The sequence below is a fragment of the Oceanisphaera pacifica genome (assembly GCF_017498065.1).
Taxonomy (GTDB): Bacteria; Pseudomonadota; Gammaproteobacteria; order Enterobacterales; family Aeromonadaceae; genus Oceanimonas; species Oceanimonas pacifica.
Genome location: NZ_JAGDFX010000003.1, coordinates 72,781 through 90,053 on the forward strand (window position 1 = coordinate 72,781; position 17,273 = coordinate 90,053).

General features: G+C 49.3%; 17 protein-coding genes and 1 pseudogene. 8 read left to right on the plus strand and 10 right to left on the minus strand.

Annotated features, from left to right (window positions below; translation table 11 throughout):
- Window positions 1-29: 29 nt before the first annotated feature.
- Entirely contained in the window at window positions 30-626 is a 597-nt protein-coding gene (locus tag J3U76_RS03040; RefSeq protein ID WP_208004279.1) for a DUF5610 domain-containing protein, read from the plus strand.
- 269 nt (window positions 627-895) lie between these two features.
- Here the strand turns inward: J3U76_RS03040 and J3U76_RS03045 are convergent.
- The 3 genes and pseudogenes from J3U76_RS03045 to msrA form a co-directional block, all read right to left on the minus strand.
- A pseudogene (locus tag J3U76_RS03045) lies at window positions 896-1,339 on the minus strand (hypothetical protein); the annotation flags it as partial.
- A 329-nt stretch (window positions 1,340-1,668) separates the two neighbouring features.
- Window positions 1,669-2,139: a peptide-methionine (R)-S-oxide reductase MsrB gene (gene msrB, locus J3U76_RS03050; protein ID WP_208004281.1), complete on the minus strand. Its 471-nt coding sequence runs from the start codon at window positions 2,137-2,139 to the stop codon at window positions 1,669-1,671.
- A 4-nt stretch (window positions 2,140-2,143) separates the two neighbouring features.
- A complete protein-coding gene (msrA, locus tag J3U76_RS03055) occupies window positions 2,144-2,758 on the minus strand; it encodes a peptide-methionine (S)-S-oxide reductase MsrA (RefSeq protein WP_208004283.1) in 615 nt (204 codons plus the stop codon).
- 237 nt (window positions 2,759-2,995) lie between these two features.
- Here msrA and J3U76_RS03060 point away from each other — a divergent pair, with 237 nt between their 5' ends.
- From J3U76_RS03060 to J3U76_RS03070, 3 genes are read left to right on the plus strand one after another with little or no spacing between them, the layout of a single operon-like run.
- The gene (locus J3U76_RS03060) at window positions 2,996-3,781 is read left to right on the plus strand and encodes a TSUP family transporter (protein ID WP_424022294.1); all 786 of its coding nucleotides are present in this window, start codon (window positions 2,996-2,998) and stop codon (window positions 3,779-3,781) included.
- Between the two features lie 40 nt (window positions 3,782-3,821).
- Window positions 3,822-4,829, plus strand: a complete 1,008-nt coding sequence (gene btuC / locus J3U76_RS03065) for a vitamin B12 ABC transporter permease BtuC (RefSeq protein WP_208004292.1) — start codon at window positions 3,822-3,824, stop codon at window positions 4,827-4,829.
- On the plus strand, window positions 4,816-5,571 hold the full coding sequence (locus J3U76_RS03070) for an ATP-binding cassette domain-containing protein (protein ID WP_208004297.1): 756 nt from the start codon (window positions 4,816-4,818) through the stop codon (window positions 5,569-5,571). The genes btuC and J3U76_RS03070 overlap by 14 nt, the downstream gene beginning before the upstream one ends.
- 48 nt (window positions 5,572-5,619) lie before the next feature.
- Here the strand turns inward: J3U76_RS03070 and J3U76_RS03075 are convergent, their stop codons facing one another.
- The gene (locus tag J3U76_RS03075) at window positions 5,620-6,027 is read right to left on the minus strand and encodes a VOC family protein (RefSeq protein ID WP_208004298.1); all 408 of its coding nucleotides are present in this window, start codon (window positions 6,025-6,027) and stop codon (window positions 5,620-5,622) included.
- Between the two features lie 78 nt (window positions 6,028-6,105).
- On the opposite strand from J3U76_RS03075, the gene J3U76_RS03080 reads away from it, so the two are divergent.
- Window positions 6,106-6,408 carry a putative quinol monooxygenase gene (locus J3U76_RS03080; protein WP_208004300.1) on the plus strand — a complete coding sequence of 101 codons (303 nt, stop codon included), beginning with the start codon at window positions 6,106-6,108 and terminating at the stop codon, window positions 6,406-6,408.
- A gap of 15 nt (window positions 6,409-6,423) precedes the next feature.
- Here J3U76_RS03080 and J3U76_RS03085 read toward each other — a convergent pair whose 3' ends face one another.
- Window positions 6,424-7,458 carry an LLM class flavin-dependent oxidoreductase gene (locus J3U76_RS03085; RefSeq protein WP_243454026.1) on the minus strand — a complete coding sequence of 345 codons (1,035 nt, stop codon included), beginning with the start codon at window positions 7,456-7,458 and terminating at the stop codon, window positions 6,424-6,426.
- Between the two features lie 134 nt (window positions 7,459-7,592).
- Here J3U76_RS03085 and J3U76_RS03090 point away from each other — a divergent pair, with 134 nt between their 5' ends.
- Window positions 7,593-8,081: a prolyl-tRNA synthetase associated domain-containing protein gene (locus J3U76_RS03090; RefSeq protein WP_208004302.1), complete on the plus strand. Its 489-nt coding sequence runs from the start codon at window positions 7,593-7,595 to the stop codon at window positions 8,079-8,081.
- Window positions 8,082-8,423: 342 nt separating this feature from the next.
- Here the strand turns inward: J3U76_RS03090 and J3U76_RS03095 are convergent, their stop codons facing one another.
- Genes J3U76_RS03095 through ttrB form a run of 3 tightly spaced genes read right to left on the minus strand, consistent with a single transcriptional unit; the run spans window position 8,424 to window position 13,292 of the window.
- Window positions 8,424-11,498, minus strand: a complete 3,075-nt coding sequence (locus tag J3U76_RS03095) for a molybdopterin dinucleotide binding domain-containing protein (protein WP_208004304.1) — start codon at window positions 11,496-11,498, stop codon at window positions 8,424-8,426.
- Window positions 11,491-12,555 (minus strand): NrfD/PsrC family molybdoenzyme membrane anchor subunit, encoded by a 1,065-nt coding sequence (gene nrfD, locus J3U76_RS03100; RefSeq protein WP_208004312.1) that lies wholly within the window; start codon window positions 12,553-12,555, stop codon window positions 11,491-11,493. Before nrfD ends, J3U76_RS03095 begins: the two co-directional genes overlap by 8 nt.
- Window positions 12,556-12,563: 8 nt before the next feature.
- On the minus strand, window positions 12,564-13,292 hold the full coding sequence (gene ttrB, locus J3U76_RS03105; protein ID WP_208004314.1) for a tetrathionate reductase subunit TtrB: 729 nt from the start codon (window positions 13,290-13,292) through the stop codon (window positions 12,564-12,566).
- Window positions 13,293-13,379: 87 nt separating this feature from the next.
- On the opposite strand from ttrB, the gene J3U76_RS03110 reads away from it, so the two are divergent.
- Together J3U76_RS03110 and J3U76_RS14655 are read left to right on the plus strand one after the other, a co-directional pair.
- Window positions 13,380-15,119, plus strand: coding sequence for a PhnD/SsuA/transferrin family substrate-binding protein (locus tag J3U76_RS03110; RefSeq protein ID WP_243454027.1), 1,740 nt, complete (start codon window positions 13,380-13,382; stop codon window positions 15,117-15,119).
- The gene (locus J3U76_RS14655; protein WP_341534293.1) at window positions 15,116-15,727 is read left to right on the plus strand and encodes a response regulator transcription factor; all 612 of its coding nucleotides are present in this window, start codon (window positions 15,116-15,118) and stop codon (window positions 15,725-15,727) included. Before J3U76_RS03110 ends, J3U76_RS14655 begins: the two co-directional genes overlap by 4 nt.
- A gap of 54 nt (window positions 15,728-15,781) precedes the next feature.
- Here J3U76_RS14655 and J3U76_RS03120 read toward each other — a convergent pair whose 3' ends face one another.
- Both J3U76_RS03120 and J3U76_RS03125 read right to left on the minus strand, forming a co-directional pair.
- Window positions 15,782-16,672 (minus strand): tetratricopeptide repeat protein, encoded by an 891-nt coding sequence (locus J3U76_RS03120; protein ID WP_208004318.1) that lies wholly within the window; start codon window positions 16,670-16,672, stop codon window positions 15,782-15,784.
- A 109-nt stretch (window positions 16,673-16,781) separates the two neighbouring features.
- Window positions 16,782-16,991, minus strand: coding sequence for a cold-shock protein (locus J3U76_RS03125; RefSeq protein ID WP_208004320.1), 210 nt, complete (start codon window positions 16,989-16,991; stop codon window positions 16,782-16,784).
- Between the last annotated feature and the right edge of the window lie 282 nt (window positions 16,992-17,273).

The window sequence follows — 17,273 nt, forward strand, 5'->3', positions numbered from 1 at the left end:
AGGTGTAATCTCAAGAGTAGGAGCTAGATATGGCAGTTTCTCCCATAACAGGTAGTCAAGCGGCACACACAGCTCGTGTTGACTCACAGCAGGTACAAAATAAAGATAAAGCCGAGCAAAAAGAGTCGGCAGAGTTTACGTCGTCACGCACTGAGCTAAAGGCGCAGTCTAACCGTAATATAGTGGAAGCCATGTTCGGTGGTGGCCAACAAGGCGGTGATAAGGCGATGAATGTTCTCTATAGCGAGATCATGGATACTATTAACGCCGCGTTAGGTGAAGAGCATGCGATTACCCCCGACAAGGTGGCGAGCCAATCTGCAGATTATTGGTCACCGGAAAATACCGCAGGGCGCATTGCGGAAGGGGCATTAGGCTTTTTTGAGACCTTTCAAAAGCAGAACCCAAATATGCCAGAAGAAGAGCAGGTTGATGAGTTCCTTTCTGTGATCAGCAAGGCGATTGATAAAGGTTACGGTGAAGCGGCTAAGATACTGGAAGGGCTACAGGTATTTGATGGCAGTATTAAAGATAATGCACAAGCGACGCGCAGCATTATTACCGATAAGCTTGAGGCCTTTCGTGAAGCCAAATTAGGTCCATCACAGCAAGAGGGCGGTGAGTAATTAACGCTCGCCATCTTCTTTGCTATAAAATTAAACGGCTAGGTGGAGGTACCTAGCCGTTTTTAGATTTAAGCCGTTATTTATCTGTGTTTATATATGGGGCTTTGAAATAACAGCAGCTGCGTTGTTTAACGATCCCATTGGTCATAATAGCGATCTCTTCGCGCCTCATACGCATCTCTGCGTCTTTTTTCTTCATATTTACGCATTTTTCTTTGATATTTTATTTCTTGCTTGCGCACTTTTTCATAGTGCTTACGTTCTGCTTTTCTACGTTTTCGCTCGTATTTGCGGTCGTAGTGATCACGATAGCCGCGGTCATACTCTCTGTTATGGCGACGATCATGCCGATCACCGGTTCTGGCGCCGATGGCAGAGCCCAAGCCTCCTCCTACCCCAGCACCAATGAGTTCACCATTGTGGCCACCAGCTTGCTTGCCCAGTGCTGCGCCCCCAACAGCACCCACAGCGCCACTTAAGGCGGCTTCGTTTTTATTACCACGACGAGCCCCCGCCGTGCCGCCGGCGGCACCCCCTAAGGCAGCACCAATAAGAGCGCCGGTATCGCCTCCTATTTGGCGGCCAATAAGGGCACCGGCTGCTCCGCCTGCGCCACCACTAATAGCCGTATTAACATCTTCACTGGCCATTACAGGGGCGGTGGCGAATAGTGTGGGGAATAAAACAAAACTGATTATGCGTTTTTTCAGCATAATACCGTCTCTCTTAGGCTGTTTGACTTAACAGCTACTATACAAAGCTAAGGTGCAAAAGAAAGCGAAATAGAGCATTAACTTAATACAGGGTAGTGAGAGGAGTTTATTATAAGTGATTGATAATAAAAGCTTAGTTTTAAGTTTGTCTAAGGTGGCGACGGTTTATGACCGACAACTATTGTCCATGACTCACCAAAACCGCTGCAAAAATACGGTGAGACAATGATGTGAGAAGGTGCGGCGCATTGCGTTAAGGCGTTAGAGCAAGCCAAGATGACCGCTGCACTTTGTATTTATTAACTAGCGTTTACAGCGAACCTTGAGTGTTACAGACATTCGCGCTCGCCGCGGCGTAATGGGTCGGGCTTTTCCTCGCCACGGGCACAAAAATCCAGTGACGCCGAATTTAAGCAATAACGCAGGCCTGTGGGGGCAGGGCCGTCCGGAAACACATGGCCCATATGGCTGTTGCAACGCTTACAACGAATTTCTACCCGGCGCATGCCATGGGTCACATCGGACAGCTCAACAATATGATCGCTATGGTAGGGGGCAAAAAAGCTGGGCCAACCGGTGCCAGATTCAAACTTACAAGCGGAGGAAAATAGCGGCAGTGCACAAAGCTTACATATATAGCTGCCCTCTTGTTTATTATCTAGCAGGCCTCCACAAAAGGGAGCCTCTGTGCCTTGGCTAAGTAAAATATGCCGTTCTTCTTCGCTTAATGTGGCTGCGAGTGATGCTAAAAGTGCGTCACTCGGAGGGTTTAAATCATAAGGCGTTGGGGAGTACGACATAATGCTATAAATCCTTTTTTAACTGATGTTTAAAGAAATGCTGCACTTTGGCCACTTTGGGCTGGGCAACCGCGGCAATATAAGGTTGATTAGGATGGGTGGCCGCGTAGTTTTGATGCACACTTTCTGCAGGATAAAAAGCAGTCAGAGGCTCTAAACTGGTCACAATAGGTTGCTTTAGTGCGCCGTTTTGCTCAAGCAATTGAATATAGTCGCTCACCAATTGTTTTTCTGCGCCGTTTTGATAAAAAACAGCCGAGCGATATTGCCGGCCTTGATCGTGCCCTTGGCGGTTAAGCTGGGTGGGGTCGTGTGCAATGCCAAAAAATACTTTTAACAAGGTGCCAGGGCCAATAATATGGCTGTCATATTGAATGCGAATGGCTTCTGCATGTTGGGTGCTGCCACTGCAAACGGCATCGTAATTGGCAGTGTCTTCGCTATCACCGGCATAGCCTGCTATCACCTCTATAACCCCATTTAGCTGGCGGTATACGGCTTCGGTACACCAAAAACAGCCACCGGCTAGTACCAAGTCGCGAATGCCTTGCTCTAAAAAAGCCTCGTCTTGGGCGTCGGGAAAATCATGGGGTAATAGGCTCAGTATTTCATCTGGCATTACATTTCTCCTCCATAGTGATAATGCTACATTAACATAGCTAACCAAGAGTATCTTTGGTTCTTTTACGTCTTTTGCGAGCGCCCAAGCATATATGTTGCCGTTAATAAGGGGCTGGATGGCATTAAGTGTTAATTGTGTGTGAGTTAGCATAATTTAAGTCACTATTTTGTGTAGCTAACCCTCTGATCCTGCTAGGCTATACGCCTTTTTGTTTGATGCGGATGACTCATGGAGCTGGAATTAGGACTGCTAACCTTATCCTTGTTGGCAATAGCGGCATTATTGGCCGGTTTTATTGATGCCATTGCCGGTGGTGGGGGCTTAATTACCGTGCCTGCCTTGCTAGCCACTGGTATGCCCCCAACCATGGCACTGGCCACCAATAAGTTACAAGGTAGTTTTGGCTCATTTTCGGCCACACTTTATTATTTGCGCCGTGGGTTACTGGACTGGCGCACCATGAAATGGGCGGTGCTTTGTACCTTTATCGGCAGTATGCTGGGCACCGTCTTGGTGCAATTAATTGATGCCTCGCTATTGCAAAAGGTTTTACCTTTTTTATTAGCTGGATTTGCCCTGTACTTTTTATTTTCCCCCCGGGTAGGAGACGAAGATAGGCAACATCGGCTGAGTATGATCCCCTTTGCGTTGCTTGTTGGTACTGGGGTGGGGTTTTACGATGGCTTTTTTGGCCCCGGGGCCGGATCATTTTTTGCCCTAGCGTTTATTGCGCTGGCGGGCTTTAGCATGGCCAAGGCCACGGCGCACACCAAATTACTGAACTTTACTTCTAATATCGCCTCCTTGTTGTTTTTTATCTTAGGCGGACAAGTGGTGTGGGTGGCCGGTTTATCAATGGCATTAGGGCAGTTTGTTGGGGCGAGACTCGGCTCAAAAATGGTGGTCACTAAAGGCACTCGCATTATTAAGCCCATGTTAGTGACAGTGTCTATGGTGATGTCACTGCATTTATTATGGCAGCAATACCCCAGCTGGTTTAGCTGGCTTAACTTTGCTTAAGTGTTCATATTCAGCATAATTATTTAAGGCATAAAATAAGGTGCTAACAACCCTCTTTTTACAGCAACAGCGTAAGTACCATTATTGGTTAGCTGCACTGGGTCTGGCTTTACTGGCCAGTATTCTATTAAGCTTGCAGCTAGGCGCGGTAGGGGTGGGAGTAGAGGCGCTTTGGCAGCCGGTGTCGCCACTAGAAAAGCAGGTGTTTTGGCAATTAAGGCTACCGCGCACCTTGTTAGCGGTGTTAGTGGGGGCAAGTCTTGCCTTGTGCGGTGCTGTATTACAGGTATTGCTGCATAATCCTTTGGCTGAGCCCGGCCTGATTGGTATTTCTAGCGGCGCCAGTTTAGCGGCGGTGTTAACGCTGTCGTTGTCGGTGTCATTAGGCATAACGCTGCCTTATTGGAGCTTATCGCTGGCCGCTTTTATGGGCGCCTTGCTGGTTACCTTATTGCTGTTGGCCTTGTCACGACGGCGGTTAGGCTCGGGAGCTTTATTATTATTTGGCGTGGCGGTGGGCATTTTGGCTAATGCGATTCTCACTTGGCTTTTATATTTGGCAGATGATGCCTCGCTGCGCAGTTTTTTATTTTGGATGATGGGCAGCCTTGGGCATGGTCAGCCGTTATCTTTTGCATGGTGGTTACCCGCCATTGCCACCCTATTTTGGTTACTTCGCCAAGGCCGTTCATTAGATCTATTAGCCTTGGGGGATCATCAAGCTCAATTATTAGGCTTAAATGTGCAACGCCTACAACCACAGTTGGTGTTGGCGGTGTGCTTGCTAACCGCCTTTAGTGTTGCCATGGCCGGCCCCATTGGTTTTGTCGGATTAGTGGTGCCGCATTTATTGCGCTTATTAGTGGGCGGTAAGCAACGTTTTTTATTACCGGCTTCAATGCTGGCTGGCGCCTTGGTATTAACCCTTGCCGATGTGGTTGCGCGTACCTTGCTGAGTGCAGGGGAGGTGCCCATAGGGGCAGTAACGGCTACTTTAGGAGCGCCTGTGTTTATTTGGTTATTGGTGCGTCGTTATGCTGGCGCTTAATGGATTTGTACAGCGCGATCGCGTAGGGCCGATTGGTGGTGAGTTTGCAGCCAAGCATGTCACGCTACTGATTGGGCCTAACGGCAGTGGTAAGTCGAGTTTATTAACGGGGGCGGCTGGGCTTAGTCGCAGTGAAGGGCAGGGCGAGGTGCGACTAGCTGGCCAAGCGCTTGCTGAGTTTGGCTTACATGAGCTGGCACGCCACCGTGCTATGTTGGCGCAACAGGCAATCTTACCTCATGGGTTGCGGGGTTATGAATTATTAGCATTGGGAGCAGAGCCATTAGGGGGCGTGAGTGACGAAGTGTGTATGGCCATCGCTCGACTGGCTAAACCATTAGGCCTAGAGGCCTTGTATCATCGCCAGCTGAATACCTTGTCGGGGGGCGAGCAGCAGCGCTTGCTGATTGCGAGCACCTTATTACAGGTGGATCCTGTTATTAATCCCGATGCCAAATTACTGTTACTCGATGAACCCTTAGCCGGCCTAGACTGGCAACATCAATTGGCGACTTTAGGTTTGTTGCGCCAATATGCCGAGCAAGGGTTGGCGGTGGTGGCCTCTATTCATGATATTAATATGGCTTGTCAATACGCTGATAGCGTTTGGTGCTTGCACCAAGGCCAACTTGCCGCTTGTGGCCCACCTAGCGTGATCACCCCTGAGCTTATCGCCGAAGTATTTGCGGTAGAAGTGCGGGTGTTAGCGCAAAATGGCATTAGCGTCATGCTGCCTAAATAAAAAACCGAGCCCAAGCTCGGTTTTTAGCCATTTATTCAAGATTGAATATTACGGCTTGGTGAAGCGTTGGCCAGAAATGTCGGGGTGATAAATAGGCTGGATCACGTTACCAGCAGGGTCGGTAATATGAAAGCTGCGCGCTCCGTCACCATGATCGTGAGGGGTATCTAACATAGTCACCCCTTTACTTTTTAGAAATAAAAACCATTCTTCTAGCTGTTCTTTGGTATCAACAATAAAGCCAAAGTGATCGAGGGTTTGTACGCCACTGGCGGCCACATCGGAGCGGCCTAAAGAAATATTGTCGTTACCACAAGTGAGGTAGACCAAGTCTGCGTGAGCACGGCGCAACAGCTGCATACCTAAAATCTCGGTATAAAACTGCTCACACTCTTCGAGATTGGGCATTTTGAAGGCGATATGACGCATGCCGTTAAATGGGCTAGGTCTTTCCATGGCAAAGCTCCTGACTTGTCTATTGTGTAAAGAGTTGTGTACTATTTATAACGTTTTCATTTTCAGATGGAGTTTACAATGTATTCGATTATTGTCAAAACCAAGCTAAAGCCAGGCAAAACAGATGAGTTTTTAGCCGCCATGTTGCCTAATGCCGAAGCCTCGGTGCGCGACGAGCCTGGTTGTCATACCTTTGATGTGCTGCAAGACCGCACCGATCCTGAGCTGTTTTGGTTATATGAAATTTATCAAGACGAAGCCGCACTCGCTGATCACAAATTGACCCCTCACTATAAAGCCAGCCGCGCTGTGGTGACCGATCTTATTGCCGAGCAGTCTGTAATCAAAGCCGACGTACTCGCGGTCAACCCAAAAAGATAACCATCAGCTGTACGCTTATCGCTGACGGCTACCCGAAGGGTTATTTTTAGCCAATTCTGCCAGTAGGCTCAGGCTTTGGTGGCGGGCGCTGGGCTCGTAGATATCAGTGACGACCATGATTTCGTCAGCATCGGTTTGGGCAAGCAGGGCGTTAAGCTTTGCCGATACCTGTGTTGGTGAGCCAATGGCTGACGCCGCTAAAAATTGCTCGACGCCTTGTTGTTCGTGGGGCAACCAATGGCCATCCATGCTATCAAGAGGGGGCTTTAAGGTGAGAGATTGGCCTCTAAATAAAGATAATATTTTTTGTTGCCCTGTGGTGGCGAGCCGTTTGGCTTCTTGTTCGGACTCTGCCACCACAACCGGCACTGTGATTATCACGTAAGGCTTAGCGAGAGTGGAAGATGGGCAGAAATTATCTTTATAAAGCTGTACAGCCTCCACTAACATACGCGGCGCAAAATGTGAGGCGAAAGCATAAGGCAGGCCCATTTTTGCTGCTAGTTGCGCACTAAATAAACTAGAACCTAATAACCAAATTGGCACATGGGTGTCGGCGCCCGGAATCGCTCTGAGCTGCTGGCCATGCTGGTTAGGCCCCAATAATTGCTGTAACTCTTGTACCTGCTCGGGGAAGTGTTCGGCATCTTGTGGGCGACGATGCAGAGCACGCATGGTCGCTTGGTCAGTACCGGGAGCACGGCCTAAGCCTAAATCTATACGGTTGGGATACAGAGTCGCTAAAGTGCCAAATTGCTCAGCCACCACTAATGGTGGATGGTTGGGCAACATAATGCCGCCGGAGCCGACACGAATGCGTTGAGTGTGTCCACTAATGTGACCAATAAGCACCGATGTTGCCGAGCTGTTGATGCCCTCAATGTTATGGTGCTCAGCAAGCCAAAAACGCTCAAAGCCCAACTGCTCCACATGTTGGGCTAGCGCCACTGACTCCTTCATGGCATCAAGCTGTGTGTGCCCGCTGCGAGTAGACACCAAATCCAACATGGATAAAGTAACTTGAGCGAGTAAAGACATCGTTGCTGACATTAGGCCTCTCATTTTCACATTTTGTGATGGTTAATGTAAGGATAACATCATATTTGACTGCATCTGGCTAGTGGTGCTTGTCTAATGTACTGTACTTCTAATATTAGGTAGGTAAAGTTAAAGAGATAAAAATAATGGATATACTAGAAAAGTTAACGAGCTGGCAGATAACGCCCCCCTTAATCGAACATCCGCCTTTGTTTAATTGCGATGAGGCAGATCGCTTGTTGTTAGAACGCCCCGGCACGCGACTAAAAAACTTATTTTTGCGGGACAACTATGGCCGCCGCCATGCCTTGCTATTAACCAAGCCTGATAAGCAAGTGGACTTAAAGGCGCTGTCTAGCCAGTTGGGGTGGTCGCGCATTGGGTTTGCGTCAGCTGAGCGTTTAGATAAATACCTAGGCGTTGCGCCTGGTCATGTATCGGTATTGGCACTAATCAACGATGCTAATGCCCAAGCTGTTGAGCTATGGCTAGATAATGACTTAAGTGAGGGTGATGACTTTCATTGTCACCCGCTGCGCAATACGGCCACTGTGTTACTGAGTAAAGTCGATCTTGCCCGTTTTGCCGAGCACACCGGCCACACCCCACAATGGATTGATGTACCAGAGCGCTAAAAGCTGCTCTAAGCCTTACGTTGACCGCTGTACGTTAAAAAATACCCGCCTTTGCCTTGTCTGTCTTTGCGAGTGTAGCGCGGCAATCCATTGTTTGTCTTTAGACTGTGCGTTTTAAGCTGTACGTTAAAGATGAAACCTATTTTTCGGTGGGTTCTGTGGATTTCGTGGCAAAAGAGGATTAGTTTTTTTAAAATTACTTCTAGACTGTCATGCGAAAGCATGATCAACCTAAAGCAAGTCGTCGACACAAACGACAGCTCTCTAAATAAAAACACCGAGCATAAGCTCGGTGTTTCACTATTTTTCGTACGACGTAAAGCGTACGGCTTACCGCGGTGTTTAAATCGCTTCTATTTTTGCTGGTAGTCCTTGGCGCACGGCCGCGCCACTGGTCCAATCTAGCCACACGTTAGCCACGTCTTTGCGGGTGGGATCCATTAGCCCGAGTAAGTTTTGGTTAACGCCGGCCCCCAAGCGTGGGTTGGCGGCCATGGGTTTGCCGTCAATTTCATGGGCGCGGGCGCCAAGCTCGGTATGGCCGTAGCCGTGCTCGATGGCAATCGCCCCTTCCACTATGCCATCGCGTACCAAAGCAATCCCTTCTACTTGGCCGCCTGGGGTACTAACACGTACTCCTTGGCCGTGTTTGATACCCGCGCGCTCGGCATCTTTGCGATTGATGCTAATCGGGTTTTCGGGGTGGATCATCCGTAATCGCTCGGCACCAATACTCGATGAACTCATAATATGAGATTTATACGAGGTCACCAATAACGGCCAATCTTGCTCAGAATAATGCGCGCGCATTGGGCTGCCATCGGCAAAGCGCGGGCCATATTCGCCAGCACAACCCAGCAGCTTTTCGCCGGTCATGGAATGGGTAATCGTGCCTATGGTTTCGTTCCAAATACTTAAGGTGGCGTTAATGCGGCTGTTCATGAGTTCACCTTCCCAGCCACTGGCAAAGGGCGCAAAGCGTCCGCCACGGCTGAGTACAAAGCCAACCTTGCGTTGCTCATCCTTTGCCAGCGTTTTATTAATAAGCGGCATCATGCGGGCGGCATTGGTCAGCATTAAATCATCAGCACTGGCATCGGGCACGGGGTCGTTATTGGCAAAGGCCAAGTTGGCCGCAGCACGCAGATAAAAATCCGATGATGTATGTAGGCCATGTTTATTGCCTTTATGATCGCGAATGACGCCATCACCGTAGCCGGGCAAGTTCATTTTTTTGGCCACAGCGATAATAAACGACTCCAAACCCACATAATCACCATTTTCAAGCTTAGGCGTGGCAGGCGTCACCACGGGCCAGCGTGCGGTAGTAGTTTTTTGTGGCACACCACTCCAAGGTTTAGTAAAGCCCCAGCTTTCATAGGTGAGGGTGTCGGGCACAATGTAATCTGCTAGCGCTGTGGTTTCGTTAATAAAGCCATCAATGGCGATAAACAGCGGTAATTGCGCGGGATCTTTTAACTTTTCACCTAAAAAGGCGTGTGCGCCGCCAATGCCATATAAAGGGTTAGTCATATGACTGATCCAAGCTTTAAGGCGATAAGGATAACCGCCAAAAGCCGCCGCTAAGTGCTCGGTGAGCAAGGGGGATGAAAAGGTATACCAAGGCGCGCGCGACGGGTAAGGCGATTCACCGGCTGCCACTTTGCGTTTATATTCGCTGCTTTTTTCATAGGCAAAGCGGTTACGCGACAAAAATAACCCTTTGGGACCAATCTTTCCGTCAAAGCTCATTAAATCGTAACGGGGGCCACCTTCAACACCGGCCACACCGCCGGCCCCTGGGGCTAAGCCGCCTTTGGCGTTAATATTGCCCAGCAAGGTATTAAGGGTTGTCACGGCAAAGGCGGTATAAAAGGCATTGCCGCTCATCATGCCACCGTGGGCATCAATGGAGGCTTTGGTGCCGTGGCGTTTTAGCTCTTGGCCAAGGCCTGCAATAATAGACTCAGGTACGCCACAACGCTCACTGTATTGGGCGATAGATTGGCTTTGCGCCGACTCTTTTAAACATTGCAGCGACGATTTCACCTGAGTGGGCACACCATTAATATTGACGGTACGTATCACCCACAACTCAGCGGGGCGTGCTTGAGTATGCGCCATTAGCTCGCCATTGCTGGCATCCACAACCAAGTGGGTCTCGGTATCGCCCATATTGAGATCGGCGGCGGTTAAAAAGCGCCCCGCTTCAGGGTGAGGTGCTTGTATCACTAAGTGCGTGGCATTGGCATGGCTGGGTTGCTGCGCTTTGGCTTGAGCCGCGGGGCCGGGTTGGGCCAAATAATCGAGGTTAATGCCCTCGTTTTCTATTAACCAACGGATCAGTGCCATGGCCAGCGCATCATCGGTGGCCGGCTTAATGGGCACCCAGTGCCCCCTATTTTCATTTAAGCGACTAATGCTGTTGGGCAGGGTGGGGGCCACCACCACATAATCAAGCTTGCCCTCGCTTCGTGCTTCAGCCAGTTGGCGGCCTTGGCGTTTAAAGGGGTTACCGGCTTGGGCAGGAGAGGTGCCAATACACAACACAAAACGGGCGTTATCCCAGTCGGGCTTGCCATGGGCGAATTTTTTTAAATCAGGATTAAATACAGCACCGGCCCCAGCTCGGTAGCCAAAGCCACAATAGCCGCCGTGGTGGCCAAAGTTACGGGTACCGTAGCTGTTAAAAGTAAAACGCTTTAAGAAGCTATCACGGCCTTCGTCACCAGCGTTGGTCACTAAAAGCTGGTTGGCTTTAGGGCCATACTCGGGGTTATTGGCATCCACTGGAGTGTCAATGTCACGAATAGCGCGCAAACCGTCCACATGGCCTTCGCCAAATAAATCACCGCCTTCAACCACCTCGCTAATGAGCTGCTCAAAACTAATGGTTTGCCATTTGCCTTCGCCTCGCTTACCCGCACGTTTCATAATTTTTGTGAGGCGGTAAGGGCTTTGCAGTTGCTCGCCAAGTGCTGCCCCTCGGGCACAAGCCGTTGAACGATGGTGAATGCCTGCTTCGCCGGCTAATTGCGTAAACACCTCGCGTACCGGGGTTTCTTGGGCCGGCGCATGGGTGTTAGATAAGGGGTGGTACGGATTACCAGCAATGCGAATAATTTTATTCGTTTGGGTGTCGACGCGAGCGCGCAAACCGCATTGGGTCCAGCAACCAAAGCACTGTACTGGACTAACCACTTGATTCTCGCTCATCACCAACTCGTTATCTGGGGTCACCATAAATTCGGGTTGCAAAGCATTGCCGGCAATACGGTCGTTGGTGGGCACGCCACTGGTGCCATTGATTAGGCCTTTTACTGCTTTATTCACGGGGTCGGCATAGCCGAGGGCAAAGGCACCTGTGCCACCAGCAATCATACCTGCTTGTAATAAGGCGCGACGTTTCTTATCCATGACGGACTCCCATATTATCCAGTAAGGCCCACACGGCGGCGGCCATTGCTAACCATAAACCAATAGTACCGGCCACAATAATGCCGGCCGAGCCCACTAAGTCGGGGCTTAAGTGATACATACCAGCACCGTATTTAGGCACTGTCTGTACGTTCATTAACACCACCCATCTAAAGCCCCAGGAGCACAGTAGCGCGAGCAGGGCGGGGATAAAATCAAACTGGCTGCGTGGGCGCTTGCGTCGTGCAATGCATAATACCCACAACAAAACGCCCCCCGCGAGTGACACTAAAAGCAAGTCTCGCCAGAACGTAAATTGGCTAAAAATGCGGTAAGCTTCTAACCAAGAGGGTGAGCCTAAAATTATGCCAGACAGGGCCCACAGCACCATGGCGCCAGAAAGTGCGCCCAGTGTGAGCTGCATGCCAAAGCGCAGTGGTTGTACTTGATGAGAGCTGCGGGGGAATAAAATATCCAGCAGCAACAGTAATCCAAATAAAGCGAGCAGAGCGGTCAGTAAAAAGTTAACTGGCAACCAGTAGGTATCCCACAATGCCCGTGAGCGCACTACCATTACCTCCATCCCGGTATAGAGCAAAATGCCCATCGCCGATAATGCCGTTAACCAAGCGAGCAGTTGCAGCACGTTATCCTTGGGCCAAATGGCGAGCTCGCACCACCACTTTAATAAGGGGTGCTTAGGCTTAAGCAAGCTCACTAACAGGCTACAAGACACCACTAAGCTCAGGGTGACAAACACGGGCAAGATTAACGCGCCAATCCACATCCAAGAGCTAGGGGTGAGCTGGGTATAAAAGTGCCAAAAGCGCAGCGGCTGATGTAAATCGGCCAACAAAGCTACCGGACCGGTTACCGCACTAATGCCCATAATAAAGGCTAAGCGCCAGCGCCACGGGGCCAATGCCGAGCCGTTACGCAAAGCAAAGGGCAGTAATAGGGCGGCGGTGGCGGCTAAGCCAATTAAAAAGAAATATTGCACCGCCCAAGGCAGCCAAGGGGCGTCTGCATGAGTGGTAAGCAGTTCAATAACAGGCATAAGGCCTCCTAAGCGTGTTGTGGAAACCAAAGTCCGGGCTGACCGTCGATACGATCCACAAACTCATCACCTAGACCGATGTAATACACTTGCGGCGCTGTACCTTGTTCGGGTTTAAGCACCTTGATGTCGTGGCTATGTTCTTGTAACAGTTGGCTAATGTGACTGTTAGGATCTTTCATATCGCCAATAACGCGCGCCCCACCCACACAAGACTCCACACAAGCGGGCAGCAAGCCGACTTCTAGGCGGTGTACACAAAAAGTACACTTATCAGCGGTTTGGGTTTCGTGATTAATAAAGCGCGCATCATAAGGGCAAGCTTGCACACAATAAGCGCAACCCACGCACTGTTCGTTGTCGACCACCACAATGCCATCGGCCCTTTGGTAGGTGGCTTGGGTTGGGCAGACAGGCACGCAAGGCGGATTGGCGCAGTGGTTGCACAGTCTGGGTAACATTACATGGCTCACCTGGTCTTTATCTGCAACCTCCACTTCATATTGTTGTACTGTGGTGCGAAACTGACCGATAGGCGGTAAGTTTTCCATGCTGCAGCTCACGGTGCAGGCTTGGCAGCCAATGCATTTTCGTAAATCAATGATCATGCCATAGCGTTGATTGCCATCACCCTCTGCCGTAACAGGGGCAGCTTGCAGCTCGGTTACCGGGATCAGGCTGGCGCCAGCGGTGAGCCCGGTCAAATTTCTAAGAAATTGTCGTTTACTGACGTCCATAAATAACTCCTTATGAGTAATGAGTGCTATTGTCTCGATCCTTTACTCATTAGCTCTATTGTGGTTTACCACATAAGGCACTTTGACTTGATCTGGAACAGGTTTTTATCCTATTTAATGGCTGCCTTGCCGCTTTTGTTACTGAGCTTTTCCGCGATTAGCCAGCAGTATCAGGTGGGATTTTTGGCAGTACGTGGTGAAGCCCACTCACAAGCTCAATGGGCGCCGACCTTAGCCTTATTAAATCAGCGCTTTAGTGACCATGAGTTTGTGGGCCGCCATCTTACGCAGCAGCAGTTGGATGAGGCACTTAGCCAACAACAACTCGACTTTGTGGTGACCAATCCGGTGCACTTTATGTTGAATCATGGGCAAGCGCTTAACTGGTTGGCCTCGTATTTAGACAGCCACTATGGCCAAGCACGGGCCAGTGTAGCGGGTACTTTGTGGGTGCGAGCTGACCGCCCCATCACAAAACCGGAACAATTACGTGGCCATACCGTGGGCGCTGTGCACGAGCAAGCTTTTGGTGGGTTTTTATTAGTGGCAGAACAGCTGCGTCGCCGCCAGATATTGCTCAGTGAACTTAAAGTGACGTTTCAAGGGTATCCACTGGATAAATTGGTTTATGACTTACAGCAAGGCGCACTAGATGTCGCTATTCTGCCCAGCTGTTTATTAGAAGATATGGCCAGTGAAGGTTTACTTAAGCAAGAGGATTTTCGAGCATTAATGGTGGAGGCCAGCTCGCCTTGTGTGCGTTCTACGCCTTTGTATCCGGGGTGGAGTTTTGCCAGTGTTGGCAATATAGAAGAACCGTTATTGCGAGAAATAACACAAGCGCTATTAAGCTTTGAGTTAGCAGGGCGTGCGCAGTGGGGAGCCAGTGTACGCCTAGATGAAGTGGCGCAGCTACTTATGGACTGGCAACTAGGGCCAGAGCCCAAACCGTTAGCACACTGGGCGTTATTACAGCAATTTATTGAGCAGCACTGGCCATGGCTGGCCGGTTTTATTGCCTTACTGTTGGGGCATTTGTTATATCATTCTCGGGTGGCGGTATTGCTGCACAGACGCACCAAAGAGTGCGAGCAGCTTTATCATCAGGTACAACAAAAAGAGCAAGCGCTGGCCCAGGCTCGCCAGCGTACCCTAATGGGGGAGATGGCCACCGGCTTAGCCCATGAGCTCAACCAGCCCTTATCGGCAATTCAGGCTTATGCTCAGGCTGGGGAGTTGATGCAAGACCCCGTTAAGCATCAAGCGGCATTTAGCCATATAGTGGAAGAAACCGAGCGTGGGGCTGCCATTATTCGCCGTTTTCGCCAATGGGCGACTCAAGCCTTGCCCAGTGCTGCTCCCTTTGAGTTGGCGGACTTGTGCCAAGAATTAATTGTTCGCATCAGACCCAGAGCCGATGCATTAGCGGTGCAGTTGGCCCTTGATCTCACCCCCGGCACCTTATTATCAATACGCCCGGCCATAGAGCAGATATTAAATAATCTTTTAAGTAATGCGCTTGATGCTCATGAACGTCGTTTACAAGTTAAGCCCACTCATCAAGGCTGGATAAGGGTGACCCTGAGCCAACTAGCTGCAGAGCAAGAGCAGTCTGGCTGGCAGTTAATAATAGAAGACAATGCCGGCGGCATAGATGACGGCATTATTAGTACCTTGCAGCATAATTTACCGGCTAGCCATTATCATGGCATGGGCATAGGGCTATTGGTTAGTCATCGACTGGCCTTGCGTTTACAGGGGCAATTAAGCTTGAGCAATACCGAGCAGGGCACACAAGCACGACTAGTCATTAAGGAGAGTGAGTGAAGCACAGTGTGGTGGTTTACATCTTAGATGATGACAGCCAAGTATTAGCGGCGAATCAATTTTTATTACAAGCGCTGGGGTATCAGAGCCACACTTGGCAAGACCCTGAGCAATTTTTAGCTGAAGTGGATGAGCAAACACCGGCAATTTTATTACTCGATTTAGCCATGCCCAAACAAGATGGCTTGGCCGTACAACAGGCCTTGCTGGCTCGTCATGCAAATATTGCCGTGATTTTGCTCACCGGCCATGGTGATGTGCCTCAAGCCGTACAGGCGATGAAGCAAGGGGCGGTCGACTTTTTAGAAAAGCCTGTTGATGCAAAGCGCTTAGCCAGTGCATTAGCGCAGGCGAACAAACGTGTGGCACAGCTGACTGATTATGCCAACCTACAAGCGAACTTTGCTTTATTATCGGTGCGCGAGCGTGAAGTGGTTAAATTAGTCGCAGAAGGATTGACCAATAAAATGATTGCTCATCAGCTGTGTGTGGCGGTGCGCACGGTAGAGGTGCACCGTGCGGCTGCCATGAGTAAGCTAAAGGTGACCAATATGGCGGAGCTACTCAGCCAATGGCAGCTGCTAACCTCTGGGCCCACTGGTGCTTAAGCTTATATAATACGGCCGCCTATTGATAAGCGGCCTGTGAAGTATAAATATTGATTAGGTATTTGCCTCATCATCGCTTTGTTCATTACTGTCACTGGTCAGCTCAATAAAGCGAGGGTGCTGGCGCAGTGGTTCAAATTCTTCATCTTCTGCTGCCACATCACGCAGATGCACATTGTTTTCTACCGCCAGCTCTAAGTCTGATAGGGCTTGCTCTTCATGGCCAACCCCGGCATGCGCACAGGCGCGCTGATAGAGCGCATGAGCGTTTTGCTGATCCACTTGTAATACACGGTTACATAAGCTGAGCGCCCACTGGCGTTCGTTCATCATAAGAGCAGCGTCGGCTTTATGGGTCATGGCGTCCAAGTCACCGGGTTTGATGTCGAGAATTTGATCATAAATATCAATTTTAGCCTGGGGACTTTGTTCTTGACTGGCTCTTAACCATAAACCATGAATTTCTTGGAATCTTTCTATTTCGCGGTAGTTCTCCGCAATAACCTTAGTTTTTCGTTGCAGTTCGCGTTCAATTTGCTTTAGCTTATGTTCATAGGTGTTAGTGATTTTACGCATTTCTGTTTCGGCATATTCTCGCGCCGTTTTTTTAAGCTCACGCAGCGACTGCCAGCCCACAATGGCCAATACTGAAGCCGCCCCCGCGAGCAGATAGAAGAAGTAGGTGACCGTCACATTGGCATAACTAATGGCTTTGTCTGCTACTTCCAGCTCTTTTTCGGCTATTTCTTCGGTTACCTTTATTTGATACTTCGCCATATCGATGCGCAACGATTTAAGCTCATCCAATATATAACGTTCCATAAAAGGCGTTAATGGAATACGCTTTTCTGCAGGCGGTTGGGCTGATTCTTGTGCTGTGGTTGTTTGAGCCAAAGCTGGCAAAGAAAGTATTAGAAAACAAAACGATAGCAATATTTTCAACATAAGGTCCCTAGCAATAAAATAATAAGGTAAGCAAACATGCTGAGAATAACCCTATGTTGCTAAGTGTACAAATTTTGATAGGCGGCTTTATCGCCGCCTGATTTAAGCACTAGGCCAGCTCAACCTCTTCAGCTTGAGGCCCTTTTTGACCTTGGCCGACCACAAAGGTCACCGACTGTCCTTCTTGCAGCGTTTTAAAGCCTTCTCCTTGTATAGACGAAAAGTGCACAAATAGATCTGGCCCAGAGGTGCGAGTGATAAATCCAAAGCCTTTTTCTTCGTTAAACCATTTTACGGTTCCTGTTTCTCGGGTACTCATAACTGTTATTCCATGTTCTATGGCAAGGTGGCAATAAAACATTGCCACTCTTTTAGTGTAGCAGCTTAGGTCGCATGGGCTTTTGCGCGTTTTTAATCACATAAAAAATGACGAAGAAAAAGTAGTCTATATTGAGAGTCAACACAGGAGCGACAGCTTAAAACGCATCAGAGTTAAAGAGGAAATTACATGCAGCTCTAACTAAATAATCAGATATATGCTTGCAATTCATGCCTATGTTGGTAGGTTAATAAAGGAAATTTACTTAGCCCACTAACTAAA